General features: G+C 53.3%; 11 protein-coding genes, 1 tRNA gene and 1 pseudogene. 8 read left to right on the top strand and 5 right to left on the bottom strand.

The annotated features are described in order from the left end of the window. On the top strand, positions 1–565 hold a 565-nt coding region (locus PN477_RS10105), incomplete at its 5' end, for a PI-PLC domain-containing protein (protein ID WP_272147244.1). A 54-nt stretch (positions 566–619) separates the two neighbouring features. Here the strand turns inward: PN477_RS10105 and PN477_RS10100 are convergent. From PN477_RS10100 to PN477_RS10090, 3 genes are all read right to left on the bottom strand, one after another. Further along, entirely contained in the window at positions 620–3700 is a 3081-nt protein-coding gene (locus PN477_RS10100) for a HEAT repeat domain-containing protein (RefSeq protein ID WP_272147242.1), read from the bottom strand. A gap of 88 nt (positions 3701–3788) precedes the next feature. Beyond that, complete coding sequence (locus PN477_RS10095; protein WP_272147241.1) at positions 3789–5456, bottom strand: NACHT domain-containing protein; 1668 nt, start codon at positions 5454–5456, stop codon at positions 3789–3791. Positions 5457–5571: 115 nt separating this feature from the next. Then, the gene (locus PN477_RS10090; protein WP_272147240.1) at positions 5572–5760 is read right to left on the bottom strand and encodes a CPXCG motif-containing cysteine-rich protein; all 189 of its coding nucleotides are present in this window, start codon (positions 5758–5760) and stop codon (positions 5572–5574) included. A gap of 168 nt (positions 5761–5928) precedes the next feature. Between PN477_RS10090 and PN477_RS10085 the strand changes: the two genes are divergently transcribed. Further along, complete coding sequence (locus tag PN477_RS10085; protein WP_072620794.1) at positions 5929–6315, top strand: DUF7682 family zinc-binding protein; 387 nt, start codon at positions 5929–5931, stop codon at positions 6313–6315. Positions 6316–6356: 41 nt separating this feature from the next. Continuing rightward, positions 6357–7532 carry a cysteine desulfurase family protein gene (locus PN477_RS10080; RefSeq protein WP_272119635.1) on the top strand — a complete coding sequence of 392 codons (1176 nt, stop codon included), beginning with the start codon at positions 6357–6359 and terminating at the stop codon, positions 7530–7532. Positions 7533–8137: 605 nt separating this feature from the next. Here the strand turns inward: PN477_RS10080 and PN477_RS10075 are convergent. After that, positions 8138–8210: transfer RNA gene (locus PN477_RS10075), tRNA-Phe, on the bottom strand. 262 nt (positions 8211–8472) lie between these two features. Continuing rightward, positions 8473–10224, bottom strand: coding sequence for an Rqc2 family fibronectin-binding protein (locus tag PN477_RS10070; RefSeq protein ID WP_272119636.1), 1752 nt, complete (start codon positions 10222–10224; stop codon positions 8473–8475). Positions 10225–10349: 125 nt separating this feature from the next. On the opposite strand from PN477_RS10070, the gene remA reads away from it, so the two are divergent. The 5 genes and pseudogenes from remA to PN477_RS10045 all read left to right on the top strand — a co-directional run bounded on the left by remA (position 10350) and on the right by PN477_RS10045 (position 13923). Then, the gene (gene remA / locus PN477_RS10065; RefSeq protein ID WP_272119637.1) at positions 10350–10616 is read left to right on the top strand and encodes an extracellular matrix/biofilm regulator RemA; all 267 of its coding nucleotides are present in this window, start codon (positions 10350–10352) and stop codon (positions 10614–10616) included. Between the two features lie 26 nt (positions 10617–10642). After that, on the top strand, positions 10643–11242 hold the full coding sequence (gene gmk, locus PN477_RS10060) for a guanylate kinase (protein WP_272119638.1): 600 nt from the start codon (positions 10643–10645) through the stop codon (positions 11240–11242). Between the two features lie 126 nt (positions 11243–11368). Continuing rightward, on the top strand, positions 11369–12022 hold the full coding sequence (locus tag PN477_RS10055) for a DUF3318 domain-containing protein (RefSeq protein ID WP_072620799.1): 654 nt from the start codon (positions 11369–11371) through the stop codon (positions 12020–12022). Between the two features lie 21 nt (positions 12023–12043). After that, a pseudogene (locus PN477_RS10050) lies at positions 12044–12323 on the top strand (cation efflux transmembrane domain-containing protein); the annotation flags it as partial. 28 nt (positions 12324–12351) lie between these two features. After that, positions 12352–13923 (top strand): AAA family ATPase, encoded by a 1572-nt coding sequence (locus PN477_RS10045; protein ID WP_272119640.1) that lies wholly within the window; start codon positions 12352–12354, stop codon positions 13921–13923. Positions 13924–14271: the final 348 nt, after the last annotated feature.

Genomic DNA, 14271 nt, shown 5'->3' with positions numbered 1-14271 from the left:
GATTTCCCATTCTGCGTCGCTCACATCGCTGGGGTATCCTTGTCTAGGCATTTTCTGTTCTCTTGCGTTTTACCCCCTTTTTCCATCTTTTGAGGCTTTTACCCCCTCTTCTTTATCTTTTCTTCACAGATACCCTCTAGATGGGCGAGTTCCTATTTTAATAGAGATTAAAAATGAAAAAGAAGTTGGAATACTAGAGCAGAGTTTAAACAAAAAGCTAGCTCATTACTCAGGGGAGTATGCCATTCAATCCTTTAACCCTTTTACAGTGTGTTGGTTCACAAAGAATGCCCCTCACGTCATCAGAGGGCAATTATCTGGAGGGTTTAAATCTGGAAATTCAGCATGGTATAAAAAACTGTTATTCAGGAATCTGCTCATGAATTGGGTCAGTGCTCCTCAATTTATTGGTTACGATATCAAGGCTTTACCCTATGCACCCATATCTATAGCTCGTAATATCTTTAAGGTTCCTATTCTGGCTTGGACGATTAAAAATGAGCAAGAAAAACAGAAGGCTTTAAAGTATGCTGATAATTTTATTTTTGAGAGCATCAAATTATGAATTTAGGGAATTCACCCTCGTGACTGGACTGACCGAAGCGGTAGCGATCGCGCCTTACCCTTCCAGATTGTGCAGCCACTGGAGAAGATTGGCGATCAAATTGGCATCGGTTGCTAGAAATTGGGGTAATGGGCAATCCGCGAGGGATTGGGGGACAACGACGGCAATGGGCGGATGACTAAACCGGGCGAGTTGATTGAGAACGTCCAAATCAAAGCCTTGGGGGGGTGGATCGGTGGGGGCTTCGTAGAGGATGAGGGCGATTTGAGTTTCGCTGAGGTCGTCTTCGCAGTAGGCTTGCAGTTCGCTAATGGTGCGGGGTTTCCCGTCTGGGCTGGGGGGGCAATCTGCTTTTTTGAGGGCAGTGTAGAGTTGCAGGGCGGGGTTTTTGGGGTCGCTGAAGCGGCTACCGTCGATGCAGATGACGCGGCGGTGTGGGGGATGGTTGGCGGTTTTGATGGCTTGGGCGATGCTTTGGGGCAGCAGTGCCAGGTTGTATTTTTGGGTGAAGGGGGTGGAGGCGGTTGGGGTGGTGTTTTCGATTTCGGGATGGGGTGTGATGGGGGGATTGTGCCAGGCTTGATAAAATTCGGGATAGGGAAGGTTTTCGGCACAGTTCCAGATGAGTTTGTAGCATTCATTGAATTGGTCAAAGTTCCTTTGGTGAATTTCATTGCTAAGGCAGTCTTTTAAAGCAGAAACAACCCCTGCATAGTGCTTGCGTGTAGTAAGAATTTTCCCTAAACTCTCGGCTGCGTCCCTACAGTGGGAATCATTAGCCCCAGCATCCCGTAAGATTTCCTCTAAAGCGGCGATCGCTTGTTCGTTCCCTGGAGCGATTTTCCCTAAACTCTTGGCTGCGTACCAACGGGTGGAACGAGCAGCATCAGCATCCCGTAAGATTTCCACTAAGGCGTTGATCGCCTGCTCGTTCCCTGGAGCGATTATCCCTAAACTCCACGCTGATTCGCTACGGTAGGAATAATAAGCCCCAGCATCCCGTAAGATTTCCTCTAAGGCGGCGATCGCCTGCTCGTTCCCTGGGGCGATTATCCCTAAACTCCGGGCTGCTTGCCAACGGGTGGAATCATCAGCCCCAGCATCCCGTAAGATTTCCTCTAAGACAGTGATCGCCTGTTCGTTCCCTGGGGCGATTATCCCTAAACTCCGGGCTGCGTGCCAACGGGTGGAATCATCAGCCCCAGCATCCCGTAAGATTTCCTCTAAGGCGGCGATCGCCTGCTCATTTCCTAGGGCGATTTTCTCTAAGCTCCAGGCTGCTTCCCTACGGGTGTTCTTATCAGCCCCAGCATCCCGTAAGATTCCCACTAATGCGGTGATCGCCTGCTCATTTCCTAGGGCGATTTTTCCTAAAGTACAGGCTGCTAACCTACGAGTTTCAATATCAGCCCCCGCATCGCGCGAGATTTCCACTAATGCGGTGATCGCCTGCTCGCTTCCTGGGGCGATTTTTCCTAAAGTACAGGCTGCTAGACAATGAATTCCAACACCAGCCCCCGCATCCTGCAAGGTTTCCACAAAGGCGTTGATCGCCTGCTCGTTCCCTGGAGCGATGTTCGCTAAATTCTCGGCTGCGTCCCTACGGTAGGAATAATAAGCCCCAGCATCTCGGAAGATTTCCACTAATGCGGCGATCGCCTCCTCGTTCCCTGGGGCGATTTGCCTTAAACCCTCGGCTGCTAGCCTACGAGTTCCAATATCAGCCCCAGCATCCCGTAAGATTTCCTCTAAGACGGCGATTGCCTCCTCGTTCCCTGGAGCGATTTGCCCTAAAGTCTGGGCTGCTAGACCACGGGTGAAACAATCAGTCCCAGCATCCCGGAGAATTTCTTCTAAGGCGGCGATCACCTGCTCGTTCCCTGGGGCGATTTTCTCTAAATTGAAGGCTGCTAGCCTACGGGTGGAACGATCAACTCCAGCATCCCGTAAGATTTCCACTAAGGTGACGATCACAGCTAAATTACCTTGAGCAATTTCGCCTAAAAAAAAGACCAATTCGGATATCAACGTCGTCCTACTTTCAGCATTACTTTGCAAGTATTGAACCAAAGAAATTAAAGCATTAAATGTCTGGCTGTCTAAACCAAGTTCTTCTCTCTCTGTTTCAAAAGCATCTCCAATAAACGACTCTGCATGGGGAGCAATTAGCATAATCTCAATCTGTTGAGTCAGATGGACGATCACTTTATCCCATTTTGTTGATTTCAATGCAGCCTTTGCTGCTATTTCAATAGGTTTAAGACTGTTAGTCCACTTTTTACGATTTTGATTGAAACTACCGAAAGCCCAAGCAATGAGTTGCTGAATAATTGTATCGGCTAAGGAAAAATTGAGATCGGAAATACTAATCAGGGATTCAAAGTCAAAATATTGAGATATTCCTTCAGCAGCCAAAAAATAGGCAGGATAGTAATAAAAATTCCCATTTTGATCACATCCTGTCTCAAAACTCACTAGCTTGTTAATAAACCCCCTTTTTTCCTCATTCCCAACATCCTTACGTCCCAACCACAACAAAATTACCTGCTTCCACTGCGGTTCAAAAATTCGATACCGCTTCCCCGCCACCGGAGCATTCACATGATCCCTCGGTAGAAAATAATCCCAATCCGCCACCGCCAACGCCGCAAAATACTCCTGAAACGTCGCATGGTAAAACGCGAAAATAGAATCGCCACGATGATCTCTGCCCACCCGATTCAACCAGCCCAACCGCAACGCCAAATACCCCAACGAAGTCTCATCCAATTCCTCCCCCAAATACTCTTCCACCAAAACCTGGGATAACCGAAATCGCTCCTGGGGTAAAGCCAGTGCCGCCTGAGCCAGTTCCCCCAGTTGCTGATTTAACGCCTGCTTTAATTGCGTGATCGTCGTGCCACAACGCCCGGCATGGTCGCGCCACTCCTGCACATTTTGATTCCACTGATACACCTCTTTCAGATAACGGGCATACAAATCTGCCTGGGTATCCGGCAACGATGACCCATCCCAAGTCATGCAAAGCAGAGTCAAGCGCAAGGGGTTGCGTACCAAATCCAGGAGGTTTTCCCGCCCCGGTTCATGGAGAGCAGTAATCAGAGCATCGGCAACAGTTGGGGTTGAGGTCGTCATGGGATTTAGTGTCGAGTTCAGGATTAAGAGTAAGGGTGAGGGACAGGATGAGCATCCAAAATCTAACTATTATGTGGAGTCAGTCTGGTTAATCACTCTGGGCAAAAAACCGCCGGATAAACATTTCCATCTGCTCCACCTCAAAGGGTAAATTCCGATAGACATCAAACCCGGAAAAGGCATTTTGATCCGCTTCCCATACATTCACCCGACAGGTGATGATCACCCGTGCTGACTGCACCCACCCGGTTAAAAGTTGGGACACATGGGGACGTTCAATGCGGGCTACCATTTCGTCCAATCCATCCATCAACAACCACAGATGCTCTTTGTGATCTTGGAGAGAAGTGATCGCCCCTTCGACCCCCGCCAACTTCAGCCATTTCTCTTGCAAATGATCCACCAGGGTTGATTCAGTAAATTCTGCCAATGGTATCCAAATCGGGATGCCGAGATCTTCTGCCAAAATCCAATCTGCGATCGCCTGTAACCGCGTCGTTTTTCCTGATCCTGGCTCACCCGTAATCGCAATCCGTCGCCCCTGACTTTTAGGACTTTTCCCCTGCTGCAACACCTGATCAAAAAACGCATCTTCTGCGATCGGTGTGACTTTTTCTTCTTCCCGTTCTGACCCTTGCTCTTGGGTTTCTGGATTTTGGTCTGGTTTCGGTTGCTTGGGTTGGCGACGCTCCACCAATCCCAGCGGCACATAGACATCCACCCGCTTGAATGCAGAATTAGCGGTTAACGCCTGTCGGTTAGCCAGCATTAACTGGGCAATGGGTCGCCACTCTTCTAAGGAAAGATTTGGGTTAGCCGTATCAAAGTGCGATCGAATTTCTGCCACCAAACTTTCTAGGGTGCTTTCCAGACCTTGCAACAACTGAGTGATATGGGTTTCCATCACCCCCAACTGGTGACAGACCTCGGCAAAACCAGAGTCTATATCTTGGGAAATCTGGTTAAAAAATGCCTGCTGCTGGGCGACAGTTCCCCGTAACTGGGTTTCTAATTCCTGGAACTGCTCTAGAATTTGGGCTAATTCCTCAGCATTCAATTCCGCTTGACTGATTTGCAATTGGCTCAGTTGTGCCTGCATTCCCGTGAGTAACTGCAACGTTAACCCGGCAAAGGCTTTCCCATCATTGGCAAAGTCTTCCTTGAGGGTTTCTCGCAAAGCTTTGGGGAAAGTGGTATGCAGCAATTTGGCGACATCTTGACGCACCTCTGCGGGGATGAAAAACCCACCCCCTTTACAAGCAGCCATGTTGAGGCGGATGAAAATATCGCCCCATTCTGTAGCGGTGAGGTTGCCTTGTTGGGTGAGGTGGTATTCGTCAGGGGTGAGGAATTGGTCGAGTTGGCCTTCTCGCAGTTCGGGGTAGCGGTGCTGGGTGAGTTCCTGTTGGGCGATTTTGATCCAGTTATCTTTGGCTTGGGCGGCGATTTTTTCGAGGTGTTGGCGGGTTTTGCCGCGCTGTGATTGAGCGGCGAGGGTGATGACGGCGGCGATCGCTTTCCCCACCGCTTTTGTTAAATCCTGATTTTCTAAGGAAACACCCCGATCGCTCCCGAGCCGGTCAGCTAAGGCATCAATGGCATTGGCCGTGTTGCCCGCCGCCACACTCCCTAATGCAGTTGCTAAGGCTGTTCCCCACACAATCCCTTCACCAGCCAACAAGGGGGGAAACGCCACGCCACCCAAGACGCAGCCGCCACCGATAGCCAGTTTTACAAACGATCGCTCAAGGCTCATCAAGCATCCTCACAACCCTGCAACTATATTTAGCCAAGACGTGATTCTGGAATCTTATGCACTGTCATGCGTTGCAATAGATTTCACACAGCACTTCGAGGCCATGGGATAACAGTCACTCGTTAAAATCGGTGTCAATTTCCACATCGAGGGTGTCCTCATCCACATGCACATAGAGGACGTTGGGACGGCAGCAGACTTGGCAGTCTTCGACGTAGGTTTGCTGAAAGCCTTGGCTGAGATCCACAAAGGTCTGATTGGGTTCGCCACAGCAGGCGCAATAAAATTCGGCAGTGGTTTCCATGGTGTCTGGGGAATTCGCACCCTCTATTCTGGCGGAGATGGTCGCTCAGGGTGTAAATCAGTCACAATAAAGCCATGATCCCCGCACTCTCTCCTACCCGGTTTGGGAAGACTGTTGATGGGCGATCGCACCCTCTAGAATTTTTGTTCACTACCGCTAGACACTGTCATGGCTAAAGCGAAACGCAAAAAACTGTTTCCATGCGGCCACCGGGGCCAAGGGCAAATTTGTCATCGCTGTGCCCAAGCAGCACGAGATCAAACCCAACGCCAATCGGAAAAACAACAATGGGAAGCCACCTTTGCTCACGACGTAATTGATCTAACCCAGTTTCCCAAAGCTGTGGTGCTCAAAGCTCGGCAGATTATCGCCGGTCTCCAGCGTCGGGAAAACTATCGCACCTATCGCGGCAAACGCCTGCGCCATAATCGTGTGGTGATCAGCATCCCAGTGACTCGACATTATCGGTTGCTCTGTCGAGATCTCGGCAGTGGGATTGTGCCGGAGGCGTTGGTTTCCCATGAAGATTACAATGTTTGTAAACCCGGCGGCTAAGGGTGCGGGTGCAAACGAGTTGCTACGGCGAGGGGAAAACGATGCAAATTTATTTAGACTACAGTGCGACGACTCCCCCTCATCCCGATGTGTTGGCAACGTTGCACCACCAGGGCGCGACGCTCTGGGGCAATCCCTCCAGTCTGCACCATTGGGGGGAGCGGGCGGCGATCGCCCTCGAAACGGCCCGCTGGCAAGTGGCGCAATTGCTCAATGCCCCCACCGCCGATAGTATTCACTTCACCTCTGGGGGAACGGAAGCGGATAACCTCGCCATCTTTGGAGTGGCTCACCGCTACCCCACGCCGCAGCACATCATTATTTCAGCGGTGGAACATCCGGCGATCGCTGCCCCGGCCCGTCAACTAGCGGCGCGGGGTTGGCAGGTGACGGAACTCCCCGTTGATGCCACGGGCAAAATTAACCCCCTCGAACTCCTCGCCGCCCTCCAACCCAATACGGTTTTGGTTTCGATCATCTACGGCCAAAGCGAAATCGGCACGGTGCAGGCGATCGCAGAATTAGCGCAAATCGCCCGCCGCCATCGCATTCTTTTCCACACCGACGCGGTACAAGTGGCGGGGCGGCTCCCCCTCGATGTCCAAGCCTTAGATGTGGATTTGCTATCCGTATCGGGTCATAAACTCTACGGCCCCCAAGGTTCCGGCGCACTCTACGTCCGGCCCGGCGTGGAACTGGTTCCCCTCTTGGCAGGAGGTGGCCAAGAACATCAATTGCGCTCCGGAACCCAAGCCGTGCCGACCTTGGCCGGGTTTGGGTTAGCGGCTCAATTGGCCCAGGAACAGTTGCCGACGGAAGCACACCGCTTAGAGCAGTTGCGCGATCGCCTCATTACCCGCCTTGAAGCCTGCCCCTATTTCCAACTCACAGGCCATCGGCGCGATCGCCTCCCCCACCACGCTAGTTTTGTCCTGCGCGATTTTCCATCGGAGATCACCGGGCGGGCGATCGTGCGCCAGATGAATCTTGCCGGCATTGCCCTCAGCGCCGGTTCCGCCTGCCACAGTGGCCAAGCCAGCCCCAGCCCGATCCTCACCGCCCTCGGCTACGGTGAAATCCAAGCCCGCCAAGGCATCCGCTTTTCCCTCGGTCGCGACACCACCCCCGAAGATATTGATTGGACGGTGATGGCCCTACAACAAGTGCTCCACCGCTTAAACCCGTCCCCCCTGCCCTGTGTTGGTTCGTCTTGTTAGGTTGACGGGGAATGATTGTGAAGTTTCCGTGTTTTTACGGTTAAAATCTGAGGATTCGACAGGCCCGATTACGTTTTTTCTGTGAAGTGACCGTAAAAACACGGTTAGCCATGGTAGAACAGAAGCAATGTGATTAAACCCTACGCGATCGCTGCCCACCCACAACAGGGCAGCGATTTTTCATGGACGCTCCACCCTGAGAACGGAGGCTTAAACATCAATCGATTTTAAGTTCCAAAACTCTCGTGATCCCCCCCAGCCCCCCTTAAAAAAGGGGGGAGCCGCTCAAAGTCCCCCTTGAAAAAGGGGATAGCTGCTCAAAGTCCCCCTTAAAAAAGGGGATAGCTGCTCAAAGTCCCCCTTGAAAAAGGGGATAGCTGCTCAAAGTCCCCCTTGAAAAAGGGGATAGCTGCTCAAAGTCCCCCTTGAAAAAGGGGATAGCTGCTCAAAGTCCCCCTTAAAAAAGGGGGATTTAGGGGGATCGATCGCAGCTTAGGTCAGTATTTGCAAGTTATGTATAAGCAGTAGCCCTGAGAACGGAGGCTTAAACGCCTTAACCGATCATCAAACGATCCTCAAATGATCGTCACGGGGCGCTGGAAAGATGCCGGGAGGCGGAATTGAACCGCCGACACGAGGATTTTCAGTCCTCTGCTCTACCAACTGAGCTATCCTGGCTGGTGCTGAATGTTTCGAGCACAATTACCACCATAACAAGATGACATAACTTTGTCAAAGTTTTCTTTATGGCTTCACAAGGGTACTCAAGGCTCAACTTCAGGATGAAAAAAGCCCACAGGGAGGACTGTGGGCTGACATTAACTTAAGTCTGTCGTTTGAATTCGCATGAAAAAATCCAAGCGCACCGTCCAAGGCAATCACTTGAAATATTTCTTTACGTCAACACAGTGTAGCAGGAATGACAGACGTTTCAACAAAATTATGAGTGATTTTCTGGGTTTTGTGTGTTGAGATAGGCTTGGGCTTGTTGCGATCGCCCCCAGATCACCTGTTCGCGCTGATAAATCGCGATTCCCGGCTTCGCACCCTTTGGTTTATACACAAATTTGGGCTGCGTGTAAACTACCGGCACTTGATCACTCTGCCGAGCGCGACTGTAATAGGCCGCCATATTCGCCGCACATTGGAGATCCTGCTCCTCCGGCACGGTTCCCGGCTCCAACCGCAACAGGACATGACTCCCGGCAATTTCCTGAGCATGGAACCAGAGGTCATATTCCCCCGCTGTGCGAAACGTCAGGTGATCGTTTTGGCGGTTGTTGCGGCCGACCCAGAGTTCAAACCCGGAGGGGGTGCGGTAGCGGCGGGGTTGGGATTCCGGAGCGGTATTGTTGGCGCGTTCCTTGCCGGGGTCGAGATAGCCTTGTTGAATCAGTTCGGTGCGAATTTCGAGCAGGGCAGCCAGTTCATCATCCAGGGACTGGCGATCGCACTGCTGCAATGCGGCTTCAATCTGTTCTAAATAGTCCAATTCCGCCTGAGCCGTAGCCAGTAATGGCTCCACAGCCGATCGCGCCCGCTTTAACTTTTGGTGTTGCTTATACAGAGCTTGGGCGTTTTGAACGGCGTTTTTTTCGGGGTTGAGGGGGATCGTCACCGGGTCGCCTGTGGTGAAATCGGGGAGGGCGATCGCAACTTGTCCCGGTTGCCATTGATGGAGATAGGCCATGAGGAGATCCGCCTGATCGCGAAACTGTTGAGCATCATCCGATTGGGAGAGGCGATCGCGGAAGGTCTCGCATTTTTGCCGCACCTTGGCCGCCAGGGTTTTCACCTTTTGGCTCAGTTGGTGGTGAAGTTGCTGGAATTGCTGCTGTTGCGCCTCGGTGCTGTAATACCGATCCACCAGGTCTTGCACCGTGGCAACCTTCCGCCCCGTCACACCGGGCAACACCGTATAACCCTGGGGCAATTGCGTTGGGGTAAACTCTTGAGCCTTTAAGCAATTGAGCCAGGTTTGCCACTGTTGCCAGAGGTCTTGCCACTGTTGCGGGGTGAGTTGCGTTGTGACGGTTTGGGCATCTAACTTCGCCCGCTCGGTCAGCCAAGTCACCACCGCCGGACTCACGCCCCGATACACCTTGAGTAATTGTTTTTTCAGCGTACCGGGCACTAAACTCACCCGCTCCTGCCACTGGGCAAAGGCTTCGGTGCGATCGGGGATATCGCCGAGGAGGGGGGGCGGTGGTTCGTAGGTTTGGCCGGTTTGAACGGTGCGGACGCGGGATTGTTGGGCGTTGACTTGATGGGCGGTGGTGACAATTTGCCCAGGGCCATCGGTGAGGATGACGTTGCTATATTTGCCCATGATTTCCACATAGAGATGCCAGAGGGGATCTTCTCCCGGTCGGCGGGCAAACTGCAAATCCACAACGCGCTCCCAGGGTTGAATCAGGGCGATCGCAACTAATGCCAAGCCGTTGAGTTGGTGGCGGAGTTGGTCGCTGAGGGTGAAGGTGTCCGGGGTGCGGGGTGGGGCTGTGCCGATGCCCAGCCGCGCCAGTTGGGGATGCCAGCAGAGGGTGAGCCAATCGCGGCGGCTGAGGGTGCGCAGGGCAATGTGGAGAGTATGGCGATCGCGCTGATAGACCTGTTCGACGCGGGCCGGAATCCAGTCCGTTTGGAGTTCGGCACAAATGGCCACCAAGGTGGTGTAGTCAAAAGCTTGCATAGGCGTGGGCGAGGTCAGGGGGAGAGCCGGATAATGGTGCGCTGAAAGATTTTCGTTACCATGGTGGGAATAGCGCTCAAAACGCCTTTAACGTCCCTTCAAGACGGCAGCGCCGCTCGGTCTTTATGGATATTCAACTCATTAATATCGGCTTTGGGAATATTGTTTCGGCGAACCGGATCATTGCGATCATCAGTCCCGAATCGGCCCCTATTAAGCGTATCATTACAGAAGCTCGCGATCGCGGTCAGCTTGTGGATGCCACCTACGGACGACGAACCCGCGCCGTGATCATTACCGATTCGAGTCATGTCATTCTCTCGGCCATTCAGCCCGAAACCGTTGCCCATCGCTTTCTGTTACACAAAGATGGCTCCGCAGCTTCGTCTTAACCCCATTCTCCCATCCTCTCCACCCCATGCAGTCTGAAACCCTCACCCCTCAAGTATGCCAGCCGTCTACATCCCTGGGTCGGCTCGTCGTCTTGACCGGGCCGAGCGGCGTGGGAAAAGGAACCTTGGTCAAAGCCTTGTTAAGCGCCCATCCGGAATTGCATCTGTCCATCTCTGCAACCACACGGCAGCCGCGACCGGGCGAAGTCCATGGGCAACAGTATTACTTTGTCGATCGCACCACCTTTGAAGAGATGATCGCCACGGATCAACTGTTGGAATGGGCGGAATATGCCGGGAATCTCTACGGTACGCCCCGTGGGGCCGTGGAGGCGGAAATTGCCGCCGGGAAAACGGTGATTTTAGAAATTGAACTGGTGGGGGCGCGGGTGATTCGGCAGACGTTCCCGGCGGCGTTTCGGGTCTTTATTTTGCCCCCGTCTTTGGATGAGTTGGAACGACGCTTGCGCGATCGCGGCACGGATGCCGACCCGGTAATTCAGCAACGCTTAGAACACGCCCAAACCGAACTCGCCGCCAGTGATGAATTTGATGTGCAGATCGTCAATGATGACTTTGACACGGCCCTGCGTCAGATTGAGCAGGCGGTGCTTGATGGGGCTTAGGTGGGTATTTTGGCTCAGCGATCGCACCCTTGAACCAAGATTCTCATAGCTTTTTCGCAGACCCTGAATCGAGAGACGATAAGATAAAGAACAGCAACGCAGAGTTACAGGACACCTGAAGAATCTATGACATCCTATGCCGCCGCTTCTGCCCGCGCCGAAATGAGTGAGCTTCGGCGTTTAAAAACCCTTCTCCCCCCGGAATTACAAAGCTGGGTGATGGTGGAAGCAACCACCGAAGTGAATCCGCCCCTCGTGCGCTGTGAAGAATTGGGACGGGACGAAATTGAAATCCAAATTGATCTAGCCAAGTGGGATAACCTGGCGATCGATCAGCGTAACCTCTTGTTTTGGCATGAAGTGGGGCGGATTCAAAACGACACGATTCCGAAAGAAGGATGGGAAATGGCCGCCCTCGCCATTGGCTTAGGCGGGGCTGTGGGTGAACTGTGGGTGCAAGATGGCCTTTTGCTCCTCTTGGCGTTGGCCCTTTGTGGGGTTTCGGGCTTTCGCCTCTGGCAGAAAAACAATGGTGATAAACGGCTCGAAGAAGCCCTCGAAGCGGATCAACGGGCGATCGCCCTCGCCACCCGCTTCGGCTACAGCCTCCCCAACGCCTATAAGAGCCTCGGCAGTGCCCTCAAAACCTTAGTGGAGCAAACCCCTAACCGCCGCGTCCGGAAGCGTTACGAAACCCGCCTTCAAGCCCTCCGCCGCAGTGCCAACAAGGCCAAGTCCAAAATGGAAACGAAAGTGCCGGAAAACCGCCCGATGCTCTAGGGTGAGCCGCCGCGTGAGGGAATGCCTCCAGCTTGCACGTTGGGCAAACGCTCTATTTATGCCGCCCTGGCCGCGAATCTGGCCATTGCGATCGCAAAATTCATCGGCGCATCCCTCAGCGGCAGTTCTGTCATGCTCTCGGCAGGGTTTCACGCTGTGGTGGATTCGACCAATGAACTGCTCTTGCTCCATGGCTTGAAGCAGAGTGAAGCCGAACCCGACGAAGACTATCCCCTCGGTCGTGGCCAGGAATTGTATTTTTGGGCGCTGAATGGTGGCAGTTTTGATTGTTGCCCTCGGCCGTCTACTCAACCCCGACCGTCTCTGTCATGCTCGATCTTGATCTGTTAATTCGCGCTCGCTATCCCCTGCTCTACATCGTCACGCCGGAAGAAGAGCCGGTCTTACAGGAGTTGGCCCAGGTGGCGCAGCACCTCATTCCCCAGCGGCAACTGTTGGTGTGGGACTTAGTGCGGGGTTGGCAAGATAACAGCACCCACCGCAATTCGGTGATGGGAGCCTTGGGACGGGTGCGGACGGAGGAAGTCGAGCCGACCCTCTTTGTGTTAAAAGATTTGCATTTTATTTTGCAATATCCCCACAATCCGTCCAATGCCCCGGTGATTCGGGAGTTGAAGAATCTGGCGGCGGATTTGAAATATACCCACCACACGTTAATTCTGACCAGTCACACCCTGATCGTGCCGCCGGAACTGGCCGAAGAGGTAACGGTGATTGACTGTCCGTTACCCGATGAAGGCGCGATCGCTCATCTCCTCACCGCTGCCGTCACCCCCGATCAACTCCGCCTCAACACCCTCGCCAAAGAACAATTCGTCAACGCCTGCCAAGGCTTGAGCCGCACCCGGATTCAGCGCGTCCTCGCCCGTGCCCTCGCCGCCAAAGGAGAAGTGAACGCCGCCGATATTGAAAGCGCCCTAGAGGAAAAAAAGCAGGCCATTCGCCAAACGGGATTGCTGGAATTCTACGCCGCCCAAGCTTCCCTCAAAAGTGTGGGAGGCTTGGAAAATCTCAAGCAGTGGGTCCGGTTGCGCAAGGATGCCTTTACCGAAGAAGCCCGCCGCTATGGGATTCCCAACCCGAAAGGCGTGCTCCTCGTCGGCATTCAAGGCACAGGAAAATCACTGTCAGCGAAAACCATCGCCCATGAATGGCGGTTGCCCCTGTTGCGGTTGGATACGGGGCGATTGTTTGGCGGTTTGGTGGGGGAAAGTGAAAGCCGGGTGCGGCGGATGATTCAGATTACAGAAGCGATCGCCCCCTGCGTCTTGTGGATTGATGAAATCGATAAAGCCTTCGGCAACATTAGCGGCGGTGTCGATGGTGATTCCGGCACATCGCGGCGGATGTTTGGGGCGTTGATCACCTGGATGCAGGAAAAAACCGCCCCGGTTTTCATCGTCGCCACCGCCAACAATGTGCGCATTTTGCCCGCCGAACTCCTCCGCAAAGGCCGCTTTGATGAGATTTTCTTCCTCAACCTGCCTACAGAAAAAGAACGCCAAGAAATTTTTAACGTTCATCTCCAACGCCTGCGCCCCTCTCGCCTGCGGGAATTTAACCGATCGCTCCTCGCCAAACAGACCAAAGACTTTAGCGGCGCAGAAATTGAGCAAGTGATTTTCGACGCAATGCACCAAGCCTTCGCCGAAGGTCAAGATGGGCAACGGCGGGACTTTGTGGATACGGATATTTTGCGAGCCGTGGAAGATACCGTGCCCTTAGCTGCGATCGCCCGCGACCAGATCGAAGACCTCAAACGCTGGTCTGCCGAAGTGGGCGCTCGCACCGCCTCCCAAGACACCGAACTCACCCAAGCCCTCCGCGACTACATGAAACGGCGCGGTTTCAAACCCGGCGATAGTGACCTCTCCCGCTAATCAAAAACCCCCGTCGAACCAACGCAGGCATGACAAGCCCTTGACAGCTTGCTCAGGAATCATCACGTACAAATTAGAAGCCCCTCGCCCTGTGGGAGAGGGGTTTGGGGTGAGGGTTAGAAGCCCCTCGCCCTGTGGGAGAGGGGTTTGGGGTGAGGGTTAGAAGCCCCTCGCCCTGTGGGAGAGGGGTTTGGGGTGAGGGTTTAGAAGCCCCTCGCCCTGTGGGCTACTGCTTATACACAAACTGCTCTTAACGATGTTCACCTTCTCTCGATCCCCCCTAGCCCCCCTTAAAAAGGTAGGGCTGATTCTTTGTGATGAGAGAAAAATCTGCTCTAGCCAATTTGG

Source organism: Spirulina subsalsa CS-330 (genome assembly GCF_028330765.1).
Lineage (GTDB): Bacteria > Cyanobacteriota > Cyanobacteriia > Cyanobacteriales > Spirulinaceae > Spirulina > Spirulina subsalsa_A.
The sequence above is the reverse complement of the archived record's forward strand: the minus strand, read 5'-3'. Positions and strand labels throughout refer to the sequence as shown.

Excerpts from the sequence above, each read along its gene's own strand:
- PN477_RS10100 (WP_272147242.1), bottom strand. The coding sequence starts at position 3,700 with ATGACGACCTCAACCCCAACTGTTGCCGATGCTCTGATTACTGCTCTC.
- PN477_RS10095 (WP_272147241.1), bottom strand. The coding sequence starts at position 5,456 with ATGAGCCTTGAGCGATCGTTTGTAAAACTGGCTATCGGTGGCGGCTGC.
- PN477_RS10090 (WP_272147240.1), bottom strand. The coding sequence starts at position 5,760 with ATGGAAACCACTGCCGAATTTTATTGCGCCTGCTGTGGCGAACCCAAT.
- PN477_RS10085 (WP_072620794.1), top strand. The coding sequence starts at position 5,929 with ATGGCTAAAGCGAAACGCAAAAAACTGTTTCCATGCGGCCACCGGGGC.
- PN477_RS10080 (WP_272119635.1), top strand. The coding sequence starts at position 6,357 with ATGCAAATTTATTTAGACTACAGTGCGACGACTCCCCCTCATCCCGAT.
- PN477_RS10070 (WP_272119636.1), bottom strand. The coding sequence starts at position 10,224 with ATGCAAGCTTTTGACTACACCACCTTGGTGGCCATTTGTGCCGAACTC.
- remA (WP_272119637.1), top strand. The coding sequence starts at position 10,350 with ATGGATATTCAACTCATTAATATCGGCTTTGGGAATATTGTTTCGGCG.
- gmk (WP_272119638.1), top strand. The coding sequence starts at position 10,643 with ATGCAGTCTGAAACCCTCACCCCTCAAGTATGCCAGCCGTCTACATCC.
- PN477_RS10055 (WP_072620799.1), top strand. The coding sequence starts at position 11,369 with ATGACATCCTATGCCGCCGCTTCTGCCCGCGCCGAAATGAGTGAGCTT.
- PN477_RS10045 (WP_272119640.1), top strand. The coding sequence starts at position 12,352 with ATGCTCGATCTTGATCTGTTAATTCGCGCTCGCTATCCCCTGCTCTAC.